Below are 25,921 nucleotides of genomic sequence, written 5' to 3' on the forward strand. Positions count from 1 at the left end.
GTCTCATATGTCTATGCATCGAACCATTCGCACCACTTCGCTGATCGGCGCCCTGGCGGCCGGCCTGATGTCCGCCACGGCCTTTGCGCAGACCCCCGCGCCCGCACCGGCCAACGCCAATGCGGTGCCGCCGGGCATGACGCAGATCCAGCCGCCGAAGGATCCGCTGGTGGAACGCCGCGAGGCACGCAAGGCGGCCAAGGACCAGTACAAGGCTGAAAAAGCCGCGGCCAAGGGGCAGTACAAACAGGATGTAGGCGCGGCCAAGCAGGAACGCAGCGATGCCAACAAGGCGGCCAATGAAGCGGCCAAGGCAGAGTTGCAGCAGGGAACTACCAAGCAGTAACGGTGGCCCTTGTTCCGGCGGTTTTCTCCCCTCTCCCGCGCGCGGGAGAGGGGCGGGGGAGAGGGCATGAGGTTCAAATCGCGACTTGACTTGGATTGAGCCGCTGGCCCTCACCCCCAACCCCTCTCCCGCCATGCGGGAGAGGGGAGCAGAGAAGAGTCAAATCAGCCGCGCCCCCGGCCATGCCCCTGACATCACGATATTGCGTACCGACTGTCGCACGGTCTGCATGATGTCCCACAGCTCTGGCACGACCGGTCGATTACGCGCGGTGGTCATTGCTACCTGACGCGTGACCACGGGATCGATGACCCGTGCCGAATGCAGGCGGCCCTGCGCCACGCGGTCCGCGACTGCGGCAAACGGTAGCAGCGTCGCGCCACACCCGTCCTCCACGAGCCGCATGGCCACAGTGTTCGACGCATCGCACTCCATTGCCAGGTTCAACGTAGTGCCGACGCGCGTGGCCAGCGATTCGGCCAGCACGCGCAAACCGTTCGAAGTGCTTGGCAGGATCAGCGGCACTTCGCCGAGGCGGCGCGCCGGGAAGGTTGGCCCCAGATGGCTCCACGATGTGGGCGTCACCAGCGTCAGGTCTTCCTCAAGCAATACGTCCACCTTCAGCGCGCCTTGCTGCTCAGGCAGGTAAAGCAGGGCCACGTCGATCTCGCCTGCGGCCAGCCAGGCCAGTACCGGGCTTGCCAAACCCTCGACAAACCTGATTTTTGTAGCGGGAAAACGTTGCTTGAGCGCGGTGCCGATGGCCGCGAACGCGGTATTGGCGATGGTGGGCTGCGCGGCAATGACCAGTTGCGCCGGACCTTGCGCGGTCGAGGCGCGTACCGCGGCGCGCGCCTCCGTCAGGGTTGCGGCAACCTGTCGCGCATAGCTCAACAGCGTGGTGCCGGCCTCCGTCAGTACCACGCCGCGTCCGCTGCGATGAAACAGCCGCGTATCGAGCGTGGCTTCGAGCCGTGCGATCTGGCGGCTCACCGTCGACTGGTCCGCGCCCAGTTCCAGCGCGGCGCGCGAAATGCTCTGCGTGTTGGCTACGCAGACAAAGCACGCGAGGTCGTCGGAGTTCAGTGCAGTCATCAGGCTTTCGGCGTATCGCCAATCGCGAACGACGACAGATGTTCGATCGCCTTGACCAGACCCGAATGATCCCAGGCCGCACCGCCCTGGGCCACACAGACATTGAACAGTTGCTGGGTGGATGCCGTATTCGGCAGCCCCAGCCCCAATGCCTTCGCGGTGGACAGCGCCAGGTTCAGGTCCTTCTGGTGCAGTTCGATGCGGAAGCCCGGATTGAACGTCCGCTTGATCATGCGCTCGCCATGCACTTCGAGGATCTTCGAGCTGGCAAAGCCGCCCATCAGCGCCTGGCGTACGCGCGCCGGGTCGGCACCGGCCTTGGCCGCCAGTACCAGCGCCTCGCTGACCGCTTCGATCGTCAGCGCCACGATCACCTGGTTGGCTACCTTGGCCACTTGCCCGTCGCCGGCATTGCCCACCAGCGTGATGTTCTTGCCCATCAGTTGCAGCAGCGGCAATACGCGGTCGAATACATCCTGCTTGCCGCCGGCCATGATCGACAACGTGGCCGCCTTGGCGCCGACTTCACCGCCGGACACCGGCGCATCGACGTAGTCACAGCCCAGCTTTTCGATCCTGGCTGCGAACTCGCGCGTCTCGATTGGCGAGATCGAGCTCATGTCGACCACGATCTTGCCCTGGCTCAGCCCCTCGGCCACGCCATCCTTGCCAAACAGCACGCGCTCCACGTCGGGCGTGTCGGGCAGCATCAGGAAGATGACGTCCGATTGCCGTGCCACCTCGGTCGCGCTGGTGCATTGCTGCATGCCCTTGTCGCGCAGTTCCTGCGGCACGCCGCTGCGCGTGTGCGCATGCACGGTATGACCGCCGGCCTGCAGATGTTCCGCCATGGGCTTGCCCATCACGCCTAGTCCGATGAATCCGATCTTGCTCATGATTGTTCCCGGTTGATGTGGTGTCAGCGCGCGAAGCGTTCGCACAGCGCGCGTGCGGCGTCGCGCAACAGCAGATGGTCGAGGCCGACGGCAACAAAATGCGCGCCCATGTCGAGGTAGCGCTTCGCATCGGCTTCCACCGGCGTCAGCGTGCCAATTGCCTTGCCGGCCTGGTTGGCGGCGTCGTAAATCTGTTTGACGGCCGCCTGCACTTCCGGATGGTTCGGATTGCCAAGATGTCCGTAGGCTGCCGCGAGGTCGTTGGGCCCGATAAAGATGCCGTCGACGCCAGGCTCCGCGCAGATTTCCGCAATGGCCGCCACGCCCTTGCGGCTTTCGATCTGCACCAGCACGCAGATATTGTCGTTGATGGTCTTGAAGAAATCGGGCAGCGTGCCGTAGCGGTTCTGACGCTGTACCCCCGAGACCCCGCGCACGCCATCGGGCGGGTAACGCGTCGCCTGCACCGCGCGGCGCGCTTCTTCCGCCGATTCCACAAACGGGATCAGGAAATTGTAGAAGCCGATATCCAGCAGGCGCTTGAGCATGACCGGGTCGTTCCATGGCGGACGCACTACGGCAGCGCTGGTACTGTCCTTTAGCGCCATCAACTGCGGCGCGAACGTCAGCACATCATTGGGCGAATGCTCGCCATCGAGCAACAGCCAGTCGAAGCCGGCCAGCCCGATGATCTCGCTGGTCACCGGCTGTCCAAGCGAGCTCCACAGGCCGATCAGGCGCTTGCGCGCCAGCACATCGGCACGGAAGCGGTTGGGCAGCGGGTGGATCTGCGGCAGGTGAGGGGAGGTGGTCATGAGGGTAACTCCAATTCAGTCGACGGCCAGCGCGGTAAGCGGGCCGGGCGACTTGCCACGCGCCTGCAACACGCGTGCCGCGGCGTCGTCGAGCTGGGCCAGCGTACTGCTGTCCACGGGAATGAATTCGGCACGCGCCCGGCGCCAGGCGCGCTCAGGGTCGCCCGGCAGGCGAATGGCGTCGTTGCCCGGTTGCAGGCGCGATGCCTTCATCCACTCGACAAAAGACTCCACTTCATGGCCGAAACTGGTGGTGCTGCCAAGTCGCGCGGGATCGAAAATGATCGCCAGCATGTTGTTCCACACCGCGTGTTCATGGGTCAGTGTTTCGGGGCGGATGGTGTGCCCGCCCGTTACCGCCGCGCCCAGCAGTTCGCACATCACGGCCAGCACGTAGCCCTTGTGCTCGCCAAACGTGCGCAACGCACCTTGCGGCGTGCCCGGATGCGGGAACATGACCGAGGGATCATCGGTCGGGTGGCCGTTGGGGTCCATCAGGCTGCCTGCCGGCACTGGCACACCCTTGTTATGAGCCACGCGGACCTTGCCCAGCGCAATCGCGCTGGTGGCGAAGTCCAGCACCAGCGGCGGCTGGCCGGCCAGCGGCACGCCGATCGTAAAAGGATTGGTGCCGAAGCGCGCATCGTAGCCGCCATGCGGCGCCACGATCGGCTTGGACAGGACGTTGACGAAATGGATCGAGATCATCCCGGCCGCGGTAGCCTGCTCGGCCCAATGGCCCACGCGACCCAGATGGTGGGAGCGGCGCAGGCCCAGCACGCACACGCCATGTTCCCTGGCGCGTGCAATGCCCATGTCCATGGCCTGCTCGGTCACGGCCTGGCCCATGCCGCGATTGCCGTCGAGGCTCAGGATGCCGCCCGATTCGTGCACCACGCTGACCTGCTGGTTCAGTTGCAACTGGTCGGCCTGCCACGACATCACGTACTTGGGGATCATGCCCACGCCATGCGAATCATGGCCGGACAGGTTGGCGCCTACCAGATGATCGGCGGTCAGCTTTGCCTCGCGGGCATCCGAGCCCGCCGCCAGCCACAGATCGACTACCCATTGGTGCAGGCCGGCGGTTGGAACGCGGTGTTCACTCATGCTTACTCCAGATGAATATTGGCGGTCTTGATCAGGTTTGCCCATTTGGCGACTTCGCTTTTCTGGAAGTTGCCCAGTTCGGTGGGACCCGCGCCGGACGGTTCCACGCCCATCGATGCGAGCTTGGCGCGCACTTCGGGCTGGCGAATGATCTTGCCGATTTCGGTCGAAAGCTTGTTCACGATCGGCATCGGCGTGCCCGCCGGCGCAAAAATGGCCTGCCACGACACGATCTCGTAGCCAGCCAGACCGGCTTCCGCCATGGTCGGCACATCGGGCAACTCGCCTGCGCGCTTGCTGCCGGTCGTGGCCAGCGCGCGGAACTTGCCGGCCTGGATCATCGGCATGGCGGCGACGCTGTTCTCGAAGACCAGGTCCACCTGGCTGCCCAGCAATGCCTGTACGGCCTGGCTGCTGCCTTTATAAGGGACGTGGGTCATGCGCAGGCCGGCCATGTTGGCGAACAGTTCGGCGGCCAGGTGTTGCGACGTGCCATTGCCCGACGAGCCAAAATTGATCGAGCCGGGCTTGGCCTTGGCGGCCGCGATTACGTCCTGGACGGTCTTCCACGGGCTGTCCGCGTTGACCACCAGCACGTTCGGCAGCTTGCCGATCAGGGCTATCGGCTGGAAGTTCTTGACCGGGTCATACGGCATCTTCGGATACAGGCTCACATTGATGGCGTGAGAACTGATGGTGCCGCCCAGGATGGTGTAGCCATCGGCCGGGGCCTTGGCCACATAGTCGGAGCCGATATTGCCACCGGCACCCGCACGGTTTTCCACGACGACCGACTGGCCCAGGGTCTGGGACAGCCGCTGGCCGATCAGGCGGCCCAGCAGGTCGGTGGTACCGCCGGCGGCAAACGGCACCACGTAGGTGATGGGCTTGCTCGGGTAGTGGTCGGCGGTCTGCGCGCCAGCCGGGGATGCGACGGCCATGCATCCGGTACAAAGCACGGCCAGCAGCGGCCGCATCAGTCGATGGGGGAACAGCATTGTGTGTCTCCTGTTGCGCGAACGGTCGAGTACGGTCAAGTGCGGCTTTCCAGTACGGCCTTTCCATACAGTTATTGTTCTGCCTACCGGCTTCGCAATCACGAACCGTGGCAGACTTGGGCGTCTTGTGCTGCGCCTCGTCAGCAATCTACACGGCGAAGCCGTGTACGGACTTGCAGAAAACGCATAACAGAAATGCACGATAGACCGCGCAGCGATGCACGTCAAACGGAACAATCGCAGACATTCGCCTGACCATCGCCTGACCATTCCCTGAGACCGATAGACAGACCGTCCGGACCATCGCCATGACATCCAGCACTTCCACCTCGGCCCGCACTGGCGGCCGCGTACTTGTAGACCAGTTGCGCATCCACGGCACCGAGCGCATCTTCTGCGTGCCCGGCGAGAGTTTTCTCGATGTCCTGGACGCGCTGCATGACCAGCCCGCCATCGACCTGGTGGTCTGCAAGCACGAAGGTGCGGCGGCCAATATGGCGGAAGCGGACGGCAAGCTCACCGGGCGGCCTGGGATCTGCTTTGTGACACGCGGTCCCGGTGCCACGCATGCCAGCATCGGCGTGCATATCGCCCAGCAGGATTCCACGCCCATGATCCTGTTCGTGGGTCAGATTGCACGCGAACACAAGGGCAGGGAGGCGTTCCAGGAGGTGGACTACGCCGCGGTATTCGGTTCGATGACCAAGTGGGCCGCCGAAATCGACGACCCGGCGCGCATTCCGGAAATGGTGGCCCGTGCGTTCCAGGTGGCCACGTCCGGGCGTCCCGGGCCGGTGGTACTGGCATTGCCCGAGGACGTGCTCGACGGTCTGGTGGAATGTGCCGATGCGGTGGCGTACCGCGCGGTTGCCGCGGCCCCGCGTGCGGAAGATGCCAAGGCGCTGGCCACTGCGCTGGGCGCGGCAAAGCGCCCGCTAGTGATTGCCGGCGGCGCCAACTGGACCGACCAGACGGTGCGCGACTTTGCCGCGTTCGTCAAGGCATGGGATCTGCCGGTGGCTTGCGCGTTTCGCCGCCAGGACGTGATCGACAATCGCGATCCGCACTATGTGGGGCACCTGAGCCTTGGCGTCAGTCCGAAACTGGCCGAGCGCGTCAAGACCGCGGATCTGATCGTGGCATTCGGCACGCGCCTTGGCGATATCGCCACCGATGCCTATACGCTGCTGGAAGTTCCGACGCCGCAGCAGAAGCTCGTCCATATTCATGCCGACAGCTTTGAGCTGGGTCGCGTATACCAGCCCGCGCTGGCGATCCATGCCGGCGTGGAGCCAGGCGCCGCCATGCTGGCGTCATTGCCTGCCCCGGCCGCGCTGCCGTGGAAGGACTGGACCGGCGGCGCACGCGCCGACCACGAGGCGTTCGTGACCGTGCCCAAGCCGCATCCGGAATTGTCTGGTGTGGATATGTCCGCGGCAATGGCACACCTGAACCACGTGCTGCCCGAAGATTCCGTGCTGACCAACGGCGCAGGCAACTACACGGTCTGGCTGCACCGTTTCTATGCTTACAAGCGGCCGCGTACGGAACTGGCGCCGACCTGTGGCGCCATGGGCTATGGCCTGCCGGCGGCGGTTGCCGCAAAGCTGCGTCATCCTGAAAAGACCGTGGTCTGCCTGGCTGGCGATGGCTGCTTCCTGATGTATCCGCAGGAAATTGCCACGGCCGCCGCGCATGGTGCCAACCTGATCGTGATCCTGGTGAACAACCGCATGTACGGCACGATCCGGATGCACCAGGAGCGCCGCTATCCGGGACGCCAGAGCGGCACGACCATCGTCAATCCGGACTTTGTTGAGATGGCGAGGTCGTGCGGCGCATGGGCTGAACGCGTGGAGAAGACTGAGGACTTTGCGGCGGCCTTCGAACGTGCGCAAAAGGCCGGTAAGCCTGCCGTGCTGGAACTGCTGACCGATCCGTTGCAGATCACGCCGGCCATGCGCGTGACCGACCTGCCGGCGTGATTTATCCCGAATTATTGGATTTCAATAATTCGGACTAATTTGCGCGAAAGGCGGCGGGCTCCCTTCCGGCTCAGGCTAGATAAGGGAGCCTTGCTGCGCTTCCTGCCCGGTCAGCCGCGCTGCGGCAGGCGGGACGGCAAGGATCTGGCGGATCTGGGCCAGGTAGCGTTCCCCCACGGCGCGGTGCGTCTTGCGCGCTTCCTCGGCAAAGCTGCGCCGCGACGGCGCACGGATGTTGAGCATGCGGCAAATGGTTGAAAGGTAAGGCTTTTTGCCGTCCGCAGCGACCCTGCGCGCGGCCGACTGCAGCGCCGCATCGCCAATGCGCCCGCGCAGCCAGACCAGTACTTGACGGTCGTATTCGTTTTGCACCCGGATCAGATGTTCCATCAGAAGGCTCCGATACTGTTCATTCATACAGTACCTGTAAATATATACAGTGAATCGGAAATTTCAAGGACGAGCAAGGGGCGGCGGTGCCACAATGGCAACCCGACCGATGGACCTCGCCATGGCAGCACCCGCACCCGATCCGACCACCTTTTTCGACACGCTCCGCCCACGGCTACAGGGCATTGCATACCGGATGCTTGGCTCGGTGGCCGAAGCCGAAGACGTGGTGCAGGACGCCTGGCTGCGCTGGCATGGAACGGACCGCGACGCGATCGATAATGCCGAGGCGTGGCTGGTGTCAGTGACGACACGCCTTGCGATCGACCACTTGCGCGCGGCCAAGCTGCAGCGTGAGCACTATGCCGGGATCTGGTTGCCCGAGCCTTTGCTGTCCGATCATCCCGATACGCCCGAGGCCATCAGGGAGCGTGCCGACGATATCTCGGTGGCCTTCCTGTTCTTGCTCGAGCGGCTGACGCCTGAGGCGCGCGCGGCCTTCCTGTTGCGCGAAGTGTTCGATGCCGACTATGCCGAGGTGGCCGACGTGATCGGCAAGAGCGAAGCGGCCTGCCGCCAGCTCGTCAGCAGGGCCAAGGCACAACTGCGCGACGAGCGTCCGCGCCAGGTCGTACCCAGGGACGTGCACCAGAACCTGATGCGCAGTTTTGCGCTGGCACTGGAGCAGGGCAGCTTCGATGCCATCCGCGGCATGCTGTCCGATGAGGCGGTCCTGATTGGCGATGGCGGTGGCAAGGTGTCCAGCTTCCCCAAGCCGCTGGTCGGCGGCGGACGCATTGCGCAGGTTTACTTCGCGGCCCAGCGCCGTGGTCAGGACGTGCGCGTGCAGATGGTCATGCTCAACGGGCAGTGGGCGCTGCTGCGTTACGTCGATGGGCAGCTCGAATCGGCGCAGACGTTCGAAACCGACGGCGAACGTATCGTCAGCATCCACGCGCAGCGCAATCCGGACAAGTTGCAACGCATCCTGGCGTCCATTACCCATTCGTGAGCATGCGTCTACCAAGCCTGATCGCACTCCAGATGCTGGAATGCGCTGCCCGCCTGGGCAGCTTTACGCGTGCCGCGGCTGAACTCAATGTCACGGAAAGCGCGGTCTCGCGCCAGATCCAGGCATTGGAGGAACGGCTTGGCGTGCGCTTTTTCGAACGCATCAAGAAGCGCGTGGTACTGACTTCCGACGGCGACCGCTATGTTCGCGAGATCCGTGCCGAACTCAAGGCCATCGAGCGCGCCACCAAGGACCTGGCCTCGCGCGCCGGTGGCATGGAGGTGATCGAACTGGCCGTGGTGCCCACGTTCGCCACGCAGTGGCTGATTCCGCGACTGGGCAGTTTTCGCGAGGAATATCCGCGCATCGTCATCAATATCCATGCACGCCCCGAGCCATTCCATTTTGCGGACTCGTTGTTCGATGCCGCAATCTACTTTGGCGAGCAGCCGTGGGACGGGCATCCTTCGGCAAGGTTGATCGACGAAGGGCCATCGATCCCGGTATGCAGTCCGCAATTGCTGAAATCGCTGAACAGCACGCGATTGCGCAAGCGTGAAGACCTGCTGCGGCAGCCATTGCTGCATCTGGCCAGCCGGCCCGACGCCTGGCCAGACTGGTTCAGTGCCGACGACGAGGAGATTCGGCGCAGGGCACGACTCGGGCCCCGCTACGACCTGTTCACGATGGTCACGCGCGCGGCCATCTGCGGGCTTGGCATCGCGGTATTGCCGGAGATGATGGTTCGTTCTGAAATGGAATCTGGTCAACTGCAGGCGCTGGCGCTTCCCGCTGCCCCGGAAGCCACGCGTAGCGGCGCTTATTTCCTGACGTGTCGGCAGGAGAAGCCGCACGAACGCAAGCTGCAGGCCTTTGCCGGCTGGCTGATGCGGCAGTGTGATGTGAAGAGTTGATGCCAAAAGCGCATCAACTGGCGCTGAAATATCGTTTGCCGCGATGTCGCAAACATCACACACTGGCCAATCTTCACTGCCAGAATGATCGATGTCTGCTTCCGCCCCCACTACCTTCAAGCCCTCCAGCCAGATTCGAGCCCTTTTCTCGCGCGCCATGTCCGACATGTATCGCGCCGAAGTGCCGCAGTACGGCACGCTGATGGAGCTCGTCTCCGACGTCAATACCGAGGTGCTTGCCAACGTTGGCGCGGCCGCTGCCGGTGCGGTGGGACAGGAGGCGCGCATCGAGGTGGAGCGCCATGGAGCGATCCGCGTCGGCACTCCCGCAGAACTGGCGACAATCCGCCGTCTGTTCGCGGTGATGGGCATGTTCCCGGTCGGTTACTACGATCTTTCGGTGGCTGGTGTGCCGGTCCACTCCACGGCATTCCGTCCGCTGGATACGGCGGGCCTGGCCGAGAATCCGTTCCGCGTATTTACCTCGCTGCTGCGCCTCGATCTGATCGAGGATGTCGCGCTGCGCGATGCTGCGGCTGCGGTGCTGGCCACGCGCTTGATCTTCACGCCAGGCTGCATTGCGCTGATCGAGCGCGCCGAGCAGCAGGGCGGGCTCGACGAGGCCGATGCCGCGCAATTCGTTGCCGAAGCACTTGAGACATTCCGCTGGCATGGCAAGTCCACCGTGGATGCCGAGCTGTACTGGAAGCTGCGCAAGACGCATCCGCTGATTGCCGATATCGTTTGCTTCCCCGGCCCGCACATCAATCATCTGACGCCACGCACGCTGGACATCGATGTCGTGCAGGCACGCATGCCCGCGCGCGGCATCCAGCCGAAGGCCGTGGTGGAAGGCCCGCCGACCCGGAAATGTCCGATCCTGCTGCGCCAGACCAGCTTCCTGGCACTGAGCGAGCCGGTCTCGTTCCGCGACGGCGGGGAAGCCGGCACCCATACCGCACGCTTTGGCGAGATCGAACAACGTGGCGTGGCCCTGACGCCCAAGGGCCGGCAGCTCTACGACCAGTTGCTTGGCGAAGTCCGCAAGACCATCTCGCCTGCCGGTGATGGCTCCAATGCCGATGCGTATCGGCAGGTGCTGAACAAAGTGTTCACGGCGTTCCCGGACACCCATGAAGCAATGCGTCAGCAGGGTCTGGCCTATTACCGTTACGCTGCCGGTACGGCCACGGCCGAAGGCGGGAATATCGACGCGTTGATTGCCGCGGGTGCGCTGGCGGCGGAACCGATTACCTATGAAGACTTCCTGCCAGTCAGTGCGGCAGGCATTTTCCAGTCGAACCTGGGTAACGAAGCCCGCGATGCGCTGGAGGCATCGCCAAACCGCGCCGCGTTCGAGTTGGCGCTGGGTGCATCGGTCCATGACGAACTGGCGCTATATGCGGAGCAGCAGGAGGCTTCACTGGCGGTGGCAATGAAGTCGCTACGAAGCTAGGTTTGCCCTCTCCCCCACAAGCAAACCAGCAGCTATTGATATGCCCGTGGTTTTCTCCCCTCTCCCGCATGGCGGGAGAGGGGAGCAAACCAGCAGCAGATCAGAAGCGGTGACGTACGCCGATGATTGCGCCGAACTGGCTCTGGCCAGCGCCAACTTGCTCGGACGTGGCGGTCAGCGTGCTGGCGCTGCCGTTCAGCGACGGACCGAAACCCGACAAGCCCATTGCCGAACCGTTGCGGTTCTGTGCGTAGGCGGCAATGGCGTAGACGTCGGTGCGCTTCGAGAAGGCATAGGTACTCGACAGCACGAAACTGTACGGATCGCCGTTGCTGTTGCGCACGTCGGTGTAGTAGGCGGCGCCGGTCAGTGTAATGGCCGGGGTTGCCTGGTACGTGGCGCCGACCCAGTACAGGTTGGTACGCAGCGAACTGCTGGCGAAATCGCCGTAGTACCAGCGGTAGCCGGCAAATGCGCGGCCACGGCCGAAGTTGTAGCTCGCGCCAAGCGTGGCGCGGCGTTCGCGGTTGTCATCGGTGGCGACGGTGCTGCCACGGACTTCGTCGTAGACCACGCGGGCCGACACGGGGCCGGCGTCATAGCCACCGGCGACGGACCAGTTGCGGCCGGCCTTGTAGTTGCCCGGTAGTTCGCCGCCAGCACTGCTGTCATAGCCGGTGCTGTAGAACAGCCCATAGTAGAACGCGCCAGTCTGGCCCGTGAACTTCAGCGAGTTGTCGGCCCGGCCCGACATCCACTTGTCGTGCATCAGCACCGAATAGCGCGTGGCAATGGCCATTGGATCGTAGGCCAGCGAGAAGTCATACAGCACGGTCTGGTGACGGCCCAGCGACAGCGTGCCGTACTGGTTCTGCAGGCCCACGAAGGCCTGGCGGCCGAACAGGCGACCGCCCTGGTTCAGGCTGCCGGTGTCGAGGTCAAAGCCGCTTTCGAGCGTGAAGACTGCCTTCAGGCCCCGGCCCAGGTCTTCCGAGCCGCGCAGGCCCCAGCGCGAGGTCGACAGGTTGCCGGCCGACATGCGCACGACATTATTGCTGCCGCCGGTGGCGGTGTTCGGGGCGTGGGTCAGGAACTCCACACCGGCGTCCACCACACCGTACAACGTGATGTTCGATTGGGCCTGTGCCGCGGACGGCAATGCAGGCAGTACGGCCATGGCGGCCAGGCAGGCGAGACGGGTCTTCATGCTTCGTTATCCTTTTGTTTGAGACACACGCACGCACGCCTCCATACGGGCTCAGGCGTGGCGCGGCGTGTGAAATGTAACGATTGGTGTCGAAGCGAAGAAGAGCGATTCGGCTGACAGTTTGTCTTGCGTTGTGAACAATGAACGCTCAGGAGGATCGTCTGCGCCTGGTCAGCACCCGCTTAGCGCCCGGTCAGCGTCCATCTCTCGCGTTCCGTCGCAAGCCTTTGCATGACGTCGATGGAACTGCCATGCATGCTGTAGCTCATGCTGACTGGCAACGAGTCTGGCAGAACTGGCGATTGCAGGTGACGCGCCCATGCGCGCGTCATGCCATGTCGTTGCAGACCCGCGATCTCGCGCAAATTGGGGCGGCGATATAGCCCCAGACCTTCAAAGAACGATGCAGCATGCACGGAGAACCTGACATCGACATTCCAAAAACCGTAGTTCCGTGCCTTGCGGCATAGCTCGTACAGCACGACCTTGTGAATGCCAAGCTCCAGATGCTTGATGTGAGCGAGGGAAAAGAAGACGATGAACTCCTTCGTTTCATGGTCCTCTTGAAACAGCGCGAGCGTGGTACATCCGGGCGGCCCGTTGATCGAATAGCTACACATCGGGCTGGTGCCCTCGTCGAGCACTTCAAAAACCTGGCCGCCATCGTTCTGCGAAAGGTATTGCATCGGGGATGGGAAAGGGTTTCCACGTGGATGTTCCCGATACTCCTATCCGTGCCCTTCATTTCGCAAGGCATTACTGATAATTGGGGCGTAAATAAGGATTTGGCTAGATCATGGCGCCTGGTTGGGCTGGCCGGCGATCTCCATCAGCCCGTCCACCACCACGGCGCCTGCTACATCGAGCATCACCGGATTGAGATCCACCGACCGGATTGCACCGCGTGCGTCATGGACGAGTTGCCCGACCATGGCCGCTACGGCACAAAGCGACGCCACATCCAGGGCCGGCTCGCCGCGCACGCCGTCCAGCAACGGCGCCATGCGCAGGCTGCGTACCGCGCGTTCGATGGCGGCTGGCGTGGCGGGCGCCAGCAGGACTGCGGTATCGCCCACCGCTTCCACATACTTGCCGCCATCGCCGACCAATAGCACTGCGCCGAATACCGGATCCCAGTGTGCACCGACCATGCACTCGCGCCGGCCGCGCGTCATGCGCGCGACGATCACGCCTTCGCAGCTTGCCCCCATCTTGTCCAGAATGGTGGTTTGCCGGTCAAAAGCCCCGACGATCGCATCGCCGTCAGTGCAGCCGAGCGCAACCAGGCTGTGTTCGCTCTTATGGGGAACATCGGGCGAACTGGCCTTGACAGCCACAGGCGCACCGATCCGGCGCCATGCGGCCACGGCCTCGTCAGCGGTCCGGCACAGGTAGTGCTCGACCACGGGCACGCCAGCAGCGGCCAACCGGGCCAGGCTCGCCGCCTCGCTGAGCGTGTGCGATGACGCCGCCGTCGACGCATGATCAACCGGTATTGGCGCGGGATCACAGGCGTTGTCGCGCAGCAGTTGCTGATGGGCGGTCAGTTGGTCGAAGGCGGCCAGCGCATCGGCCGCATGGAAGAATGTCGGCACATTCGCCGCGCGGAATACGCTCGCGACCGATTCCTGCCATGCCGCGACCGCAATCGGCTTGCCTGCCTGATCGGCAAACCGCGCGGCGTCGCGCGCGAAACGGGGAATGTCATAGCCCATGCCGGCAACCGGGATGTCGAGCAGCACCAGGTCAGCCTCGGCGTCGGCGCCGACCACGGGCAACACGTCGCCGAACAGGCCGCTATTGGTCAGCAACGCGGCTGTGACATCCACCGGGTTGGCCGTTGCGGCAAAGCCGGGCAGGCGTTCCGCAAGCGCGGCCTGCGTGGTGTCCGACAGGGCGGCCATGGCGATGCCGCGCGAATCGGCGGTATCGGTGGCCATCACGCAACTGGCCCCCGAATTGCTGACCACCACGAGCCGGCGGCCTGCAGGCTGCCATCCGCGCAAATAGAGTGGCGCGCAACGCGCCAGCGCATGCGCATCGTCGACACGCCAGATGCCATGGCGTGCCAGGAACGCATCGACGGCACGATCCTCGTTGGCCATGGCCCCCGTATGCGAGGCCGCGGCCCGTGCGCCGGCCTGCGAGCGCCCCGATTTCACCGCCACCACGGGAATGCCGCGCGCGTGGGCAACCATGGCCGCCTCGGCCAGTACATCGGGATCGGACAAGGTCTCCAGGTAGAGCAGCAACAGGCGTACATCGGGATCATGCGCCACGGCCAACGCCAGTTCACTGACGGTGACATCGGCCTGGTTGCCGGTGGCATGCACATGCCGCACGCCAATGCCTTGCTGGCGCAGCAGGCCATAGACCAGCGCCGCGGTGCCACCGCTCTGGCTCACCACGGCCACCGGGCCATCCTTGGGCGGGATCTCGATAAACATGGTCGAGAAGCTGGCAATGGTGCCGTTGCCAAAATTGGCCAGTCCCTGGCTGTTCGGCCCGACGATACGCAGGTTGGCGCCGCGTGCAATGCGTACCATCTCGTCCTGTTGCAGTTTGCCTGCCTCACCGGCTTCGCCAAAACCGGACGCGATCACGATGGCCGCGCCGACGCCAAGCCGCGCACAGTCGGCAACCGACTGCACGGCGGCATCGCCGCTGACCACGATCACGGCAAGCTCGGGCGCCTCGGGCAGGGCATCGAGCGATGGATACGCGCGCAGGCCCTGCAGCGTTTCGCGTTGCGGATTGACCGGATAGATCGTGCCGGCATAACCCATCTGCTGCATGTAGTGGATGGGACGGCCACCAATCTTGTGGATGTTGTCGGACGCGCCGATGATGGCAACGGAGCGTGGGGAGAGCAGGGCGGAGAGCGTCGAGGACATGGTCTGTTCTGTGCAGTTTTTTGGAATCGGTGGACCCGGAGCGGTGCTCCGGAAGCTGGCTCAGAGTCGTGAGAAACGCAGCAGTGTCTGGCCGTCGTGCTGGAAGAAGCCGGCACGCACGCGATCGCCGATGGCGATGCCGGGGTCGGCATGGCCCATCACGCGCGGACCTTCGTCGAGCGTGGCGAGCACCAGCGTGTAGGGCACCAGCGCCTGGAACGCTGCCACGGGCGCGCGGAATACCTCGCTCACCGCATACACGGTGGCCGTGCCACGGCTGTCGCGCCAGGCCAGTTGCAGGCCGCCACAGGCGCGGCAAGCGTGACGCTGCAATGGCTGCCAGGCATCGCAGGTTTCGCAGGCCTGGTAGCGCACCAGCCCGGCGGCGAGCCCTTCGGCATAGGATTGCGTCATGAAGTCTCCAGGATCAGGCTGACGTGCGAAGACAGGACTCCGCCGTCGGCGTGAAACAGCGCGCGACGGCGCGGCGCGATCTGCCGGGTACCGGCGCGTCCGGCCAGTTGGCGCGCGGCCTCGGCCAGATGCATCAGGCCTCCCGCTACGCCCGAATGGCCAAATGCCAGCAGGCCGCCGTGCGTATTCAGTGGCAGTGCGCCGTCGGCGTTGAAATCGCCAGCACGCAAGCGCGCAGTCGCCTTGCCGCGCGGCGCGATGCCAAGTTCTTCGAGCAGCATGACCAGCGTGATGGTGAACGAGTCGTAGATCGCCAGGTAGTCGATATCGGACAGCGCGCAGCCGGCCTCGGCAAAGGCACGCGCCGCGGCTTCTGCCGCACCGCTTTGCATGACGTCGTCGATGGCCCCCAGGTGCTGGTGCAGGTGTGCCTGTCCGGCACCCGCAATGCGCACCGCAGTATCCGCGCCGGGCTCGCATGACACCACGATGCCCACCGCCCCATCGGAGATTGGGCAGCAGTCCGACAGCCGCAGCGGCGAGGCGATTGGCCGGGCCTGGCGTGCGGCTTCGCGCGTCAGCGGCTCACGCAGATGCGCATCGGGATGGCTTGCCGCATGCTCGCGCATCAGCACGGCAAAGTCGGACAGCATATCGGCGTCCATGCCGGTTTCATGGAGATAGCGCGACGCCAGCAGCGCATAGTAGGCGGGCACCGAGGCACCGTTCGGCACCTCGATTTCCGGCTCGCCCACCTGCGCCAGGGTCTGCATGGACTGGTCGCGGCTCTGCCCGCTGAGCCGGTTCTCGCCGGCCACCACGAGGACGTTGCGGCAACGCCCGGCACGCACCAGGTCGTGTGCGAGCATCGCCATCAACCCGCCCGTCGCGCCCCCGCCCGCCATGCCATGGGCATACGCCGGCCGTAGCGAAGCGAACTCGCAGAAGCGGTCGGCCAGCATCAGGTGCGGCAGCGTGGTGGCATAGCCGCACAGCACGCCGTCGATCTGGCTGCGGGCAAGCCCGGCATCGTCGAGCGCGGCGTCGGCCGCGTGCGCCATCAGCGTCAGTGGCGTGCTGTCCGGCAGGCGCCCGAACCGCGTGTTGCCGGTACCGCGGACAAAGGCGTGGGTACCGGTCATTTCTTCAGCAGCGGGCACTGCGACTTCGCCACGGGCATGAAGGCCTGGTCGCCGGGCACCGTGGCCAGCAGCTTGTAGTAGTCCCACGGATACTTCGACTCTTCGGGCTTCTTTACCTCGAACAGATACATGTCGTGAACCATGCGTCCGTCCTCGCGGATACGGCCATTCTTGGCGAAAAAGTCGTTGATGGGCAGCGCCTTCATCTGCTTCATTACGGCCGCCGTTTCATCGGTTCCGGCCGCCTGTACGGCTTTCAGGTAGTGCGTGACCGACGAGTAGACGCCGGCCTGGCTCATGTTCGGCATCTTCTTGACCTTGTCGAAGTACTTGCGCGACCAGGCCCGCGTGGCATCGTTCATATCCCAGTAAAACGCCTCGGTCAGCACCAGCCCTTGCGCGGTCTTCAGCCCGATGGCGTGGATATCGTTGATATAGAGCAGCAGGCCGGCCATCTTCTGCGTACCGTTCTTGGTCAAACCGAACTCCGAGGCGGCCTTGATCGCGTTGACGGTGTCCCCGCCGGCATTGGCCAGCCCCACGACCTGTGCCTTGCTGGCCTGAGCCTGCAACAGGTACGAGGCAAAGTCGCTGGTATTGATCGGATGCCGCGCCGCGCCCAGCACCTGTCCGCCCGCTTCGTTGACCACGGCGGTGGCAGACTGCTGGAGCGTGTGTCCGAATGCGTAATCGGCGGTCAGGAAGAACCAGGTCTTGCCGCCGCGCTGGACCATCGCCCTGGCCGTGGTGTTGGCGAGCGCGTAGGTGTCGTAGGCGTAGTGCACCGACACCGGCGTGCACAGGTCGTTGGTGATTCGTTCGGAGCCGGGGCCCGAGAACACCACGATCCGGTTTTTCTGCTTGGCAACGTCTAGCACGGCAAGCGCCGGCGCCGAGGCGGCCACATCCAGGATGGCGTCGACCTTGTCCTGGTCGAACCACTCGCGCGCCTTGTTGGCCGCGATATCGGCCTTGTTCTGGTGATCGACCACCACCAGTTCCACTTTCTTGCCCAGCACCTTGCCGCCGAAATCGTCGATGGCCATTTGGGCAGCGGTGGCACTGCCGCGTCCGGTCACGTCGGCATAGAGGCCGCTCATGTCGAGCAGCATGCCGATCTTGACCATGTCGTCGGAGATGGTGGGCTTGGGTTGGGCGTGTGTCGCGAGCGACGCCAGGGCCAATGCTGCCGCGGCGATGATGCGGATTGCTGGTTTCATTTTTGTCTCCTCCTTTTGAACTGCTGATTTTTTTCTCCCCTCTCCCGCATGGCGGGAGAGGGGAGCTGACATCGCTGTTTTTATACCGTTGCAATCGGTGTGGTGGGTGACCCTACCGCGCCTGGCAGGCGCAGCGGTGGCGCGGTGAGCATGAAACGGGTGCGGTGGTTGGCGCGTAGCCAGTCGGCGAGTTCTTGCAGATACCAGAGTTCGCCCAGTGGCAGGCCCAGCTTGAACAGGCAGTGGTGGTGGAGCGGCAGCAGCGGATGCGTCCTGGAGTTGTCAGGCGGAGGTAAGGCCGGAAAGCGCTCGACGGCATAGTTATCGGCGATCAATGCGGCGATGCCCGCGTCGGTGATCCAGTTCAGCAGGCGGTCGTCGCGGCCGTTGAGGGCGCAGCAACTGTGATGCAGGACTTTTTCATCGGGCTCGCGCTGCATCGAGAGGACGACTTCGGCGAAGCCCGTGCGCAGTAGCAGCATGTCGCCCGATTCCACTTCCACATGGCGGGACTCCATGGCGCGCATCAGGTCGTCATAGCCGACGTTGCGGAAGTCCTTGCCATAGACGTCGGCCAGGTCCACCAGCACACCCCGGCCCTGCATACCCTTTACCGCGAAATTCTCGATGCCGAGCGCATCGGCGTGACTGGTGTGGCCATGGCCGCAATCGTGGGCTTCGAAGTGGTCATCCTCGGCATAATCGACCGGGCCGACGATATCGGCATTGGCACGGTAGCCGTTGTAATAGACGCGTTCCGGGCGGCCATCGCCATCGGCATCGAACAGTGCGCCCACGTGCGCCAGGGAATCCCATTGGGTCGAGTATTGCAGGCACAGCAGTACCTGGTCGTCGCTGATCACATCGGTGGCGGCCGGGTTGACCTTGGCCAGCGGAAAATTCAGGTAAGGGATATCGTCGCGGAACGTGGGGCGCAGTTGCGGAGGATGGCGGCGCGGGTTGAGTTTGTTGCCACCAGGGTAGTCGAGCGGCATCGACAGGCAGAAGCTCTTGCCGGCCTGGATCTCGCGCGCACCCTTGAGGACCTGTTCCGGACCAATCAGGTTGACGCGCCCGAGTTGATCGTCAGGACCGAAGTCGCCCCAGTTCGAGCCTTCCGGACGTTGTTTCCAGCGCATGCTTCATGCCTCCTTTTGCAGGTTGCCGTAATTGCCATGAGTGTGGTGGGGCCAGGCCGCACCGATCGCATCGGCTTCGCGCCGCAACGCGCGGGCCAATGCTGCTTCGCGATCGGTGATGCGTTCATTGAGTGCCGCGATACTGATGGCGCCGAGCGGGTAGCCGTCGGGGCCGGGCAGGGCGATGCCGATGCCGCCCATGCGTTCCACCACCACGTCGAGCAGCACCGCATAGCCGCGTGCCCGCGTGGTGTCCACATGGCGCCGCAGCATGGCGGTGTCGATGCGTGGATATCGCTTGAGGGAAGGTTCGATGCAGGCGAGCACCGCGTCGATTTCAGCGTCGGGCAGTGCGGCAAGCAGCGCCAGACTGCCGGCGCCCACGCCAAGCGGGCGCCGGCTGCCAATGTCCAGATAGTTGGCACGGATCGGAAAGCTGCCCAGTCGCAATTCCAGGCATACCGACTCCCAGCCGCTGGGTACCGACAGAATTGCCGAGTCCTCGAAGGTGTTGGCCAGGCGGATCAGCGCGGGCCGCACCAGCGGGCGCATGTCGAGCCGTCGTTGCGAGGCGGCCTGCAGCGCCAGCCATTCGCGGCCCGGCGCGAATGCCTTGGTCTCGGGGTCACGCTCGACCATGCCTTCGGCCATCAGCGTTTCCAGCAAGCGGAGCGCCGACGCCTTGTCCACATGCGCCGCATTGGCCAGATCGGTCAGCCTTGCGTTACGTGTGTCGGACAGGGCGCGCAACAGCCGGCAGGCCTTCTGCAATGAAGTGCTTGGAACGGACACCGTTGAATGCGCCTCCCCCGGATGGAGTTTCGCCGCATGAAACGATGTCAGTGCGGCACCCGGTGATTTATAGGCGATGTGACGTCCAAGGTCATTTTGCGGCGCATCAAAGTTTTGCCGCGTGAAACCGGGCGTGTGCGGAACGGAGATTATTCGCCGAGGAATTCGGCCAGTACTTCGAGACCTTCGACGTGATCGGCCACCACCTTGGCGATCACGGCCAGCGGAATCGCCAGCAGCATGCCCCATGTGCCCCACAGCCAGGTGAACAGCAGCAGCGAGACAAACACCGCCACGGCATTCATGCGCGCCATGCGGCCGGTCATCCAGGTGGTCATGCCGTTGCCGATCAGCGTGGCGATCAGCATCGATCCGCCGGCGGCGGCGGCCGCGATGGGGAATGTGCCAAACTGCATGAAGGCGGCCACGCCCAGGCATGCCGACACCATCATCGCGCCAAAGTACGGCACGAGGTGCAGCGCCGCCGCAACCAGTGCCCAGGTGCCAGCGTTGTTGATCGACAGGTATTTGAGCAGCACATAGGTGCAGATACCGAGCGACGTGTTGGTGATCAGCAGCATCAACATATAGCGCTGGATCGAGCGGTTGATCTCGTCGAGCATATGGACACTGATCTTCTTCTGGCTGATGGTCTTGCCAGCCATCTTGACGAACTTGCGCTTGAACATGTCGCCGGCAACCAGCAGGAACCAGCTCAGGAACAGCACGACCACAGTCTGGGCCATCAATGCGAACACGCCGAGCGATCCGGCCCACAGCATGTTGTTGAGACCGTCCGCCGCGCGGTCGACCACGACCGCGGCGCCACGTGGCGCAGGTGGCTGACCCGTGCCACCGAGAACCGTGGCTGCCCGGCGCACCTTCTGCAGCATCGAATCGTCTCCGCTCATTAGCGCGCCAACCGAGCGCGACAGCTTGCTGGCGATCTCCGGCAACCGATCGACGATCGACGACACCTGTCCCTGCAGCAGATAGGCACACCACAGCACAAGGGCCAGCAGGCCCAGCAAGACCACCGTGGCGCCTACCACGCGCGGAATCCGCTGGCGCTGCAGCAACGCCACCAGAGGATCGAGCAGGTATGCGACGACGATGGCCAGCACTACCGGGACCACGAAGTCCCTGGCCACATGGAGCGCGTACAGTGACGCCAGCGTGGCCAGCACCACCAATGCGATGCCTGCGCGGCGCAGCGAGCCTGTCCAGGCCGGCGGTGCATAGTCCGGTGAAGTAATGGGTGCCGCGGCTATGGCCGGAACGGGTCCGACAGCATCCGGCTCCCTTTGGGTGGTGTCCGGGGCGGTGTCCGGCGGAGGAGCGGTCCGCATGGCGGAAGAGGGCGGAACTGTGGACATGGCACGTATCGCAGGTCGGGGGAGAACCTGCTCAGAGCATAGTGCTTCGCGGCGGTGCGATGTGTCGGCGCGACCCGACCCGTGGTGTAGGACAGCGACGCGTGATGTATGGCATGCAGCGCGCCCTGCAAAACAAAACGCCGGTCTCGTGAACCGGCGTTTTCAGGTCAGGCAATAGGGTTGGGGCGATTAGATGGCGCGTGAGTCCATGGCGCGTGAGTTGCGCAGTACGTCAGCGCGTCAGCGTGCGCGTATCGTCGGCGCGCGAGCCTGCAGAGGCGTCGAGAAACTGTTGTTGTTTGAGCAATGGGTCGTTCTTGAGCATCCAGCGAACACCGAAGGCCAGAGCAACGATGCAGGCCAGCATATACGCAACGATCGCAGTGAGAGTCAGCATGGTTCTGTCACAGGAGTGGGTTGCGACCGCAGTTGCCAGTGTTTTGCCCCGGATAGTGCAGGCAAAACATGGCGGGCCGGATGGGAACGGATTGTATGTGACAGCAGACGTGATGCCGACCCGATTTCGCCTGAAATTTTCTGTATGCCGATCTAAGTACGACTAATATCGGCGGGTTGTGCGATGTCGATACAGGTGAGGTGAATTCACCGGTCACACAACACCAGCGCTGCGCCTGTCAGAAATAGCAACCCAGATAGTATTGCTCCGAACGCAGCGCGTTTGCGGCATCGCGGTAGCGGTCGGCGCGGCTCCAGTACTCGGTTTGCTGCATGGCGCGTTCCGATGCCCGGGCCTGGAATTCGAGCGCGCGGCATTGATTCCAGAACGCATTCTGGGCCCGCCATTCCTGCTCATCGTCGCGCGCGTCCCAGACCTGCAACTGGCGTGCAATCTGCTCGCGGTTCTGCAGGTAAGCCTGCTCGTCCTTGCGTGCCTTGGCTGCTGGCTTGGCTACAGTGGTTACGCTGCCGCGCATCGAACTCGTGACGTCGCGGTAGCCAGTGGGGCAGGCGGCCGACGTGTAGAGCGTATCGCGGTCATTCTGGCATTTGGTGACTGCCTGCGCGGCGCCCGAGGCCGCCAGCGTCAGCAACAGCAGAGCAAGGAGTCTGGACATGGCAACGATCCTGGCGAGTCTCGATGCGATCACTGTAGGCAGCGCCCAAGCCGCCAGCCAAGGGCCACAAGGTATCCAGATATTTCAGAAGCTTTCGAATGGCTTACGGAACTGTTTGCGTTGGGCGTGGACTCGTCTTACGACCCCTCGGCTGCCGGGTTGGCGAAATTGCTGCGTTCGCAGACAACAGCATGTCATACAGTTGCTGCGCCGCGGGTGACAGCGAACGGCCGCGCTTGCGGATCAGGCCAACCGTGCGTTCGACGACCGGATCCACCAGTGGCACGCTGGTCAGCGCGGGATGCTTGCCGGGCGGCATGGCCAGGCGCGGCACGGCGGCAATGCCCATGCCCGCCTCGACCAGGCCGACCAGCGTGGTGACGTGGCGCACCTCGCAGTACCACTGCGGCCGCGTCGGAATGTTGCCCAGTGCCAGGTCCAGCAGCATGCGGTTGCCGCTGGCCTTGCCCACGGTCATGTAGTCGTACTGGCCCAGTTCCGCCCACGTGACCTTGCGCTTGCGGGCCAGCGGATGATCGGGTTGGCAGGCCACCACGAACGGCTCCTTGAGCACCGGTTCGAAATCTACATCGGGCTCCTGCGTGCCGATGTAGTTGAGTCCGAAGTCAGCCTCGTTGCGGACGATCAGGTTCAGCACCTCGTTGGCACCTTCGTCGATCAGTCGCACCACGATGCGCGGATAGAGCTCGTGGTACTTGCGCAGAACTGCCGGCAGGAAATAGCGCACCGCAGACGGCACGCATGCAACCGTTACCTCGCCAGTCACGCGCATGGCGACATCGCGGATGCCGAGTAGCGATTCGTCCAGTCCATTGAGCAACTCGCGTGCCTTGCGCGAGAACTCGCGACCCACGGCGGTCATCTCCACCGACCGCGTGGTGCGATCGAACAACCGGACGCCCAGTGCATCTTCAAGCTTCTCGATGCGGCGCGACAACGCCGGTTGGGACAGATGCAGTTCGGAGGCCGCGGCCCGGAAGCTGCTCAGTTCCGCCACGGCCACGAAGGCGCGCAGGTCCGCCAGATTGAAATTCATGCAAGCCTTGCATCAATGGTGAGGAAATTTGCAATTCACAGTCTAGCACCGAGCGGCGATCATTCGCTTCGTCCATGAGCAAGACGCCATCCCGACGAGAGGCGCACCTGGAGGAGACATGAACCCTAAACGCCGTACCCTGATCAAGGCCAGCGCGATGTTGCTGGCGGTGCCTGGCTTTGCCGAGGCGCAGGATCGTTTTCCAAGCAAGCCAATCCGCTATGTGGTGCCTGTATCCGCCGGCGGCGGTTCGGACCTGGTTGGACGTACCGTTGCCGAACGCTGGGGCAGGGTGCTGGGCCAGTCGATCGTGGTCGAGAACCAGGCCGGTGGCGGCGGCGTGATTGCCTGCCAGATGACCAGCAAGGCAGCGCCCGACGGCTACACGCTGATGCAGGGCTATGTGGCCACGCATGGCACGAACCCGGCCACGCGCCGCGTGCCTTACGACCCGGTCAAGGATTTCACGCCGATTGGCATGATCGGCGGCACGCCCAACGTGCTGGTGATCAATGCCAATGTGCCAGTGGCCAATCTTGCCGCGTTCATCGACTATGCGAAGAAGCAACCGGTGGCCTATGGTTCGGCCGGTCCCGGTTCATTGACGCACCTGACGATGGAACTGTTTGCCCAGCAGGCGGGCGTCAGGATGACCCACGCCGCATACCGCGGCATTGCACCGGCGTTCACCGACCTGATCGGCGGGCAGACCCAGGCCATGTTCCCGGGCCTGGCCGCGGCGTTGCCCAATATCCGTTCCGGCCGCGTCAAGCCATTGGCCGTGACGGGGCACCGGCGGCATCCGCTGTTGCCAGATGTGCCGACCCTCGAAGAAGCCGGCATGAAAGGTTTCGATGCCATGCAGTGGTATGGCGTGGTGGGACCGGCCGGCATTCCGCCCGATGTGGTGGCACGGCTCAACAGCGCGCTGACCACGGTACTCAAGAGTCCCGATCTCAAGGACAAGCTGGCTGCCGAGGCCCTGGACCCGGAACCGATGACGCCCGACCAGTTCCGCGAGTACATCGCCAGCGAAGTCACGCGGTGGAGCACGCTGGCCAAGGCCCGCGGCATTCACCTCGACACCTGACCGCATTTTCCTGTCTTTCCGTCTTCCGGCATCCCCGCATTCCGCATAAGGAGTTTCAAGCATGGCCCGCAACACGCACGTCGCCGCTGATCACAACGCACCTCCCGTGACCCGTATCCTGGGCAAATTCGTCGCCACGCATCCATCGCAAGGCTGGAGCCAGGCGGTCGATCATGAGGCGCACCGTACCTTCATGAACTGGCTTGGCTGTGCGGTGGGCGCGGCCGGCCATGCATCGGCAGACGCCGCGCTGGCAGCGGTGGCCGAACTGCAGCCGGCGGCGCAGGCCACCGTGCTGGGCCGGCCAACCAGGGTGGACATGGCCAGCGCCGCGCTGGTCAATGGCATCACCTCGCACACGTTCGACTTCGACGACACGCATCTGAAGACCATCATCCATCCGGCGGGCCCGGTTGCTTCGGCGGTACTGGCACTGGCCGAGCACACCGGCGCCAGTGGCCGTGCGGTCACCGATGCACTCGTACTTGGTATCGATGTAGCCTGCCGCGTCGGCAATGCGATGTACCCCGACCACTATGACCGTGGCTGGCATATCACTGGCTCCACGGGCACGCTCGGCGCGGCGGCCGCCTGCGCACGTCTGCTCGGGCTCGATGAAGACCGCACGACGATGGCGCTGGGCATTGCTGCCTCGCAGCCGGTGGGCCTGCGCGAGCAGTTTGGCACCATGACCAAGCCGTTCCACCCCGGCGGCGCGGCACGTGCCGGGCTGATGTCGGCGCTGCTGGCACGCCATGGGTACACGTCGAGTGCGAAGGCGCTGGAAGCGCCGCGAGGCTTCATGCAGGTGATCTCGAACAAGGCCGACTGGAACGAGATCACCGACGAGCTGGGCCAGCGGTTCGAGATTTCGTTCAACACTTACAAGCCGTTCGCCTGCGGCATCGTGATCCATCCGAGCATCGATGCCTGTGCACAGCTGCGCGGCCAGGGTGTGAAGCCGGAAGACGTGGAGCAGATCGAACTGCGCGTGCATCCGCTGGTGCTGGAACTGACCGGCAAGAAGGAACCGACTGACGGATTGCTGGCCAAGTTCAGTGTTTATCACGGTTGCGCGGCTGGCCTGATTTTTGGCCGGGCAGGGGAAGAGGAGTTCTCGGACCACATCGTCACGCGCGAAGATGTAGTGGCGCTGCGCCGCAAGGTGGTGGCCACGGCCGATGCCAACGTCGACGAGGCCGCGGCATTCGTCAAGGCGACGCTCAAGGATGGTCGCCAGGTTGAAGTACACGTGGAACATGCCATCGGGTCGCTGCAGCGGCCAATGACCGACCAGGACCTGGACGCCAAATTCCACGCGCTGGCCGATCCGGTGCTGGGAGCAGGGCAGGCGTCGCAACTGATTGCGGCGTGCTGGAAACTGGGTGGCTTGGCCGACGTCAACGCCATCACGGCACTGGCCCGCCCGCGTTAACCATGCTCCCCTCTCCCGCGCGCGGGAGAGGGGTTGGGGGAGAGGGCATGAGGTTCAAATTG

At 64.0% G+C, this 25,921-nt stretch carries 25 protein-coding genes; 7 read left to right on the forward strand and 18 right to left on the reverse strand.

What is annotated here, in order from left to right:
• Nucleotides 1-7: 7 nt before the first annotated feature.
• Nucleotides 8-346, forward strand: a complete 339-nt coding sequence (locus ACO550_RS21255; RefSeq protein WP_315593927.1) for a hypothetical protein — start codon at nt 8-10, stop codon at nt 344-346.
• A 159-nt stretch (nt 347-505) separates the two neighbouring features.
• On the opposite strand, the gene ACO550_RS21260 is transcribed toward ACO550_RS21255, so the two are convergent.
• Genes ACO550_RS21260 through ACO550_RS21280 form a run of 5 tightly spaced genes read right to left on the reverse strand, consistent with a single transcriptional unit; the run spans nt 506 to nt 5,260 of the window.
• The gene (locus ACO550_RS21260) at nt 506-1,441 is read right to left on the reverse strand and encodes a LysR substrate-binding domain-containing protein (RefSeq protein ID WP_315593928.1); all 936 of its coding nucleotides are present in this window, start codon (nt 1,439-1,441) and stop codon (nt 506-508) included.
• Complete coding sequence (locus ACO550_RS21265; protein ID WP_315593929.1) at nt 1,441-2,337, reverse strand: 2-hydroxy-3-oxopropionate reductase; 897 nt, start codon at nt 2,335-2,337, stop codon at nt 1,441-1,443. Before ACO550_RS21265 ends, ACO550_RS21260 begins: the two co-directional genes overlap by 1 nt.
• A 23-nt stretch (nt 2,338-2,360) precedes the next feature.
• Nucleotides 2,361-3,152, reverse strand: coding sequence for a 2-dehydro-3-deoxyglucarate aldolase (gene garL / locus ACO550_RS21270; RefSeq protein ID WP_315593930.1), 792 nt, complete (start codon nt 3,150-3,152; stop codon nt 2,361-2,363).
• Between the two features lie 15 nt (nt 3,153-3,167).
• Entirely contained in the window at nt 3,168-4,262 is a 1,095-nt protein-coding gene (locus tag ACO550_RS21275; protein WP_315593931.1) for a malate/lactate/ureidoglycolate dehydrogenase, read from the reverse strand.
• 2 nt (nt 4,263-4,264) lie between these two features.
• Complete coding sequence (locus ACO550_RS21280; RefSeq protein WP_315593932.1) at nt 4,265-5,260, reverse strand: tripartite tricarboxylate transporter substrate-binding protein; 996 nt, start codon at nt 5,258-5,260, stop codon at nt 4,265-4,267.
• A gap of 308 nt (nt 5,261-5,568) precedes the next feature.
• Between ACO550_RS21280 and ACO550_RS21285 the strand changes: the two genes are divergently transcribed.
• On the forward strand, nt 5,569-7,245 hold the full coding sequence (locus ACO550_RS21285) for a thiamine pyrophosphate-dependent enzyme (protein WP_315593933.1): 1,677 nt from the start codon (nt 5,569-5,571) through the stop codon (nt 7,243-7,245).
• A gap of 75 nt (nt 7,246-7,320) precedes the next feature.
• Here the strand turns inward: ACO550_RS21285 and ACO550_RS21290 are convergent, their stop codons facing one another.
• Nucleotides 7,321-7,635, reverse strand: a complete 315-nt coding sequence (locus ACO550_RS21290; RefSeq protein ID WP_315593934.1) for a CppA family protein — start codon at nt 7,633-7,635, stop codon at nt 7,321-7,323.
• A 121-nt stretch (nt 7,636-7,756) separates the two neighbouring features.
• Between ACO550_RS21290 and ACO550_RS21295 the strand changes: the two genes are divergently transcribed.
• The 3 genes from ACO550_RS21295 to hglS all read left to right on the forward strand — a co-directional run bounded on the left by ACO550_RS21295 (nt 7,757) and on the right by hglS (nt 11,017).
• Nucleotides 7,757-8,647, forward strand: a complete 891-nt coding sequence (locus ACO550_RS21295; protein ID WP_315593935.1) for an RNA polymerase sigma-70 factor — start codon at nt 7,757-7,759, stop codon at nt 8,645-8,647.
• A 2-nt stretch (nt 8,648-8,649) separates the two neighbouring features.
• Nucleotides 8,650-9,561 carry a LysR substrate-binding domain-containing protein gene (locus ACO550_RS21300; RefSeq protein WP_315593936.1) on the forward strand — a complete coding sequence of 304 codons (912 nt, stop codon included), beginning with the start codon at nt 8,650-8,652 and terminating at the stop codon, nt 9,559-9,561.
• Between the two features lie 91 nt (nt 9,562-9,652).
• Nucleotides 9,653-11,017 (forward strand): 2-oxoadipate dioxygenase/decarboxylase HglS, encoded by a 1,365-nt coding sequence (hglS, locus tag ACO550_RS21305; RefSeq protein ID WP_315593937.1) that lies wholly within the window; start codon nt 9,653-9,655, stop codon nt 11,015-11,017.
• A 100-nt stretch (nt 11,018-11,117) separates the two neighbouring features.
• Here hglS and ACO550_RS21310 read toward each other — a convergent pair whose 3' ends face one another.
• The 12 genes from ACO550_RS21310 to ACO550_RS21365 all read right to left on the reverse strand — a co-directional run bounded on the left by ACO550_RS21310 (nt 11,118) and on the right by ACO550_RS21365 (nt 23,334).
• Complete coding sequence (locus ACO550_RS21310; protein ID WP_315593938.1) at nt 11,118-12,224, reverse strand: porin; 1,107 nt, start codon at nt 12,222-12,224, stop codon at nt 11,118-11,120.
• A gap of 182 nt (nt 12,225-12,406) precedes the next feature.
• Complete coding sequence (locus ACO550_RS21315; RefSeq protein ID WP_315593939.1) at nt 12,407-12,868, reverse strand: hypothetical protein; 462 nt, start codon at nt 12,866-12,868, stop codon at nt 12,407-12,409.
• A 150-nt stretch (nt 12,869-13,018) separates the two neighbouring features.
• Entirely contained in the window at nt 13,019-15,118 is a 2,100-nt protein-coding gene (locus ACO550_RS21320) for an acetate--CoA ligase family protein (RefSeq protein ID WP_315593940.1), read from the reverse strand.
• 60 nt (nt 15,119-15,178) lie between these two features.
• Complete coding sequence (locus ACO550_RS21325) at nt 15,179-15,532, reverse strand: OB-fold domain-containing protein (protein ID WP_315593941.1); 354 nt, start codon at nt 15,530-15,532, stop codon at nt 15,179-15,181.
• Nucleotides 15,529-16,674, reverse strand: coding sequence for a thiolase C-terminal domain-containing protein (locus ACO550_RS21330; RefSeq protein WP_315593942.1), 1,146 nt, complete (start codon nt 16,672-16,674; stop codon nt 15,529-15,531). Before ACO550_RS21330 ends, ACO550_RS21325 begins: the two co-directional genes overlap by 4 nt.
• Entirely contained in the window at nt 16,671-17,894 is a 1,224-nt protein-coding gene (locus ACO550_RS21335) for an ABC transporter substrate-binding protein (protein ID WP_315593943.1), read from the reverse strand. Before ACO550_RS21335 ends, ACO550_RS21330 begins: the two co-directional genes overlap by 4 nt.
• A gap of 80 nt (nt 17,895-17,974) precedes the next feature.
• Nucleotides 17,975-19,033, reverse strand: coding sequence for a cyclase family protein (locus ACO550_RS21340; protein ID WP_315593944.1), 1,059 nt, complete (start codon nt 19,031-19,033; stop codon nt 17,975-17,977).
• 3 nt (nt 19,034-19,036) lie between these two features.
• On the reverse strand, nt 19,037-19,825 hold the full coding sequence (locus tag ACO550_RS21345; protein WP_315593945.1) for an IclR family transcriptional regulator: 789 nt from the start codon (nt 19,823-19,825) through the stop codon (nt 19,037-19,039).
• A gap of 149 nt (nt 19,826-19,974) precedes the next feature.
• Entirely contained in the window at nt 19,975-21,201 is a 1,227-nt protein-coding gene (locus tag ACO550_RS21350; protein ID WP_315593946.1) for an AI-2E family transporter, read from the reverse strand.
• A gap of 232 nt (nt 21,202-21,433) precedes the next feature.
• Nucleotides 21,434-21,598: a hypothetical protein gene (locus ACO550_RS21355; protein WP_315593947.1), complete on the reverse strand. Its 165-nt coding sequence runs from the start codon at nt 21,596-21,598 to the stop codon at nt 21,434-21,436.
• Between the two features lie 238 nt (nt 21,599-21,836).
• Entirely contained in the window at nt 21,837-22,277 is a 441-nt protein-coding gene (locus ACO550_RS21360; RefSeq protein ID WP_315593948.1) for a hypothetical protein, read from the reverse strand.
• 103 nt (nt 22,278-22,380) lie between these two features.
• On the reverse strand, nt 22,381-23,334 hold the full coding sequence (locus ACO550_RS21365; RefSeq protein ID WP_315593949.1) for a LysR family transcriptional regulator: 954 nt from the start codon (nt 23,332-23,334) through the stop codon (nt 22,381-22,383).
• 118 nt (nt 23,335-23,452) lie between these two features.
• Here ACO550_RS21365 and ACO550_RS21370 point away from each other — a divergent pair, with 118 nt between their 5' ends.
• Both ACO550_RS21370 and ACO550_RS21375 read left to right on the forward strand, forming a co-directional pair.
• Complete coding sequence (locus tag ACO550_RS21370; protein ID WP_315593950.1) at nt 23,453-24,424, forward strand: tripartite tricarboxylate transporter substrate-binding protein; 972 nt, start codon at nt 23,453-23,455, stop codon at nt 24,422-24,424.
• A gap of 61 nt (nt 24,425-24,485) precedes the next feature.
• Nucleotides 24,486-25,859 carry an MmgE/PrpD family protein gene (locus ACO550_RS21375; RefSeq protein ID WP_315593951.1) on the forward strand — a complete coding sequence of 458 codons (1,374 nt, stop codon included), beginning with the start codon at nt 24,486-24,488 and terminating at the stop codon, nt 25,857-25,859.
• Nucleotides 25,860-25,921 lie beyond the last annotated feature (62 nt).

It is taken from the genome of Cupriavidus sp. (assembly GCF_057315035.1).

Coding starts and splice junctions, on each gene's coding strand:
- ACO550_RS21255 (WP_315593927.1), top strand. CDS start 8: ATGTCTATGCATCGAACCATTCGCACCACTTCGCTGATCGGCGCCCTG.
- ACO550_RS21260 (WP_315593928.1), bottom strand. CDS start 1,441: ATGACTGCACTGAACTCCGACGACCTCGCGTGCTTTGTCTGCGTAGCC.
- ACO550_RS21265 (WP_315593929.1), bottom strand. CDS start 2,337: ATGAGCAAGATCGGATTCATCGGACTAGGCGTGATGGGCAAGCCCATG.
- garL (WP_315593930.1), bottom strand. CDS start 3,152: ATGACCACCTCCCCTCACCTGCCGCAGATCCACCCGCTGCCCAACCGC.
- ACO550_RS21275 (WP_315593931.1), bottom strand. CDS start 4,262: ATGAGTGAACACCGCGTTCCAACCGCCGGCCTGCACCAATGGGTAGTC.
- ACO550_RS21280 (WP_315593932.1), bottom strand. CDS start 5,260: ATGCTGTTCCCCCATCGACTGATGCGGCCGCTGCTGGCCGTGCTTTGT.
- ACO550_RS21285 (WP_315593933.1), top strand. CDS start 5,569: ATGACATCCAGCACTTCCACCTCGGCCCGCACTGGCGGCCGCGTACTT.
- ACO550_RS21290 (WP_315593934.1), bottom strand. CDS start 7,635: ATGGAACATCTGATCCGGGTGCAAAACGAATACGACCGTCAAGTACTG.
- ACO550_RS21295 (WP_315593935.1), top strand. CDS start 7,757: ATGGCAGCACCCGCACCCGATCCGACCACCTTTTTCGACACGCTCCGC.
- ACO550_RS21300 (WP_315593936.1), top strand. CDS start 8,650: ATGCGTCTACCAAGCCTGATCGCACTCCAGATGCTGGAATGCGCTGCC.
- hglS (WP_315593937.1), top strand. CDS start 9,653: ATGTCTGCTTCCGCCCCCACTACCTTCAAGCCCTCCAGCCAGATTCGA.
- ACO550_RS21310 (WP_315593938.1), bottom strand. CDS start 12,224: ATGAAGACCCGTCTCGCCTGCCTGGCCGCCATGGCCGTACTGCCTGCA.
- ACO550_RS21320 (WP_315593940.1), bottom strand. CDS start 15,118: ATGTCCTCGACGCTCTCCGCCCTGCTCTCCCCACGCTCCGTTGCCATC.
- ACO550_RS21325 (WP_315593941.1), bottom strand. CDS start 15,532: ATGACGCAATCCTATGCCGAAGGGCTCGCCGCCGGGCTGGTGCGCTAC.
- ACO550_RS21330 (WP_315593942.1), bottom strand. CDS start 16,674: ATGACCGGTACCCACGCCTTTGTCCGCGGTACCGGCAACACGCGGTTC.
- ACO550_RS21335 (WP_315593943.1), bottom strand. CDS start 17,894: ATGAAACCAGCAATCCGCATCATCGCCGCGGCAGCATTGGCCCTGGCG.
- ACO550_RS21340 (WP_315593944.1), bottom strand. CDS start 19,033: ATGCGCTGGAAACAACGTCCGGAAGGCTCGAACTGGGGCGACTTCGGT.
- ACO550_RS21350 (WP_315593946.1), bottom strand. CDS start 21,201: ATGTCCACAGTTCCGCCCTCTTCCGCCATGCGGACCGCTCCTCCGCCG.
- ACO550_RS21355 (WP_315593947.1), bottom strand. CDS start 21,598: ATGCTGACTCTCACTGCGATCGTTGCGTATATGCTGGCCTGCATCGTT.
- ACO550_RS21360 (WP_315593948.1), bottom strand. CDS start 22,277: ATGTCCAGACTCCTTGCTCTGCTGTTGCTGACGCTGGCGGCCTCGGGC.
- ACO550_RS21365 (WP_315593949.1), bottom strand. CDS start 23,334: ATGAATTTCAATCTGGCGGACCTGCGCGCCTTCGTGGCCGTGGCGGAA.
- ACO550_RS21370 (WP_315593950.1), top strand. CDS start 23,453: ATGAACCCTAAACGCCGTACCCTGATCAAGGCCAGCGCGATGTTGCTG.
- ACO550_RS21375 (WP_315593951.1), top strand. CDS start 24,486: ATGGCCCGCAACACGCACGTCGCCGCTGATCACAACGCACCTCCCGTG.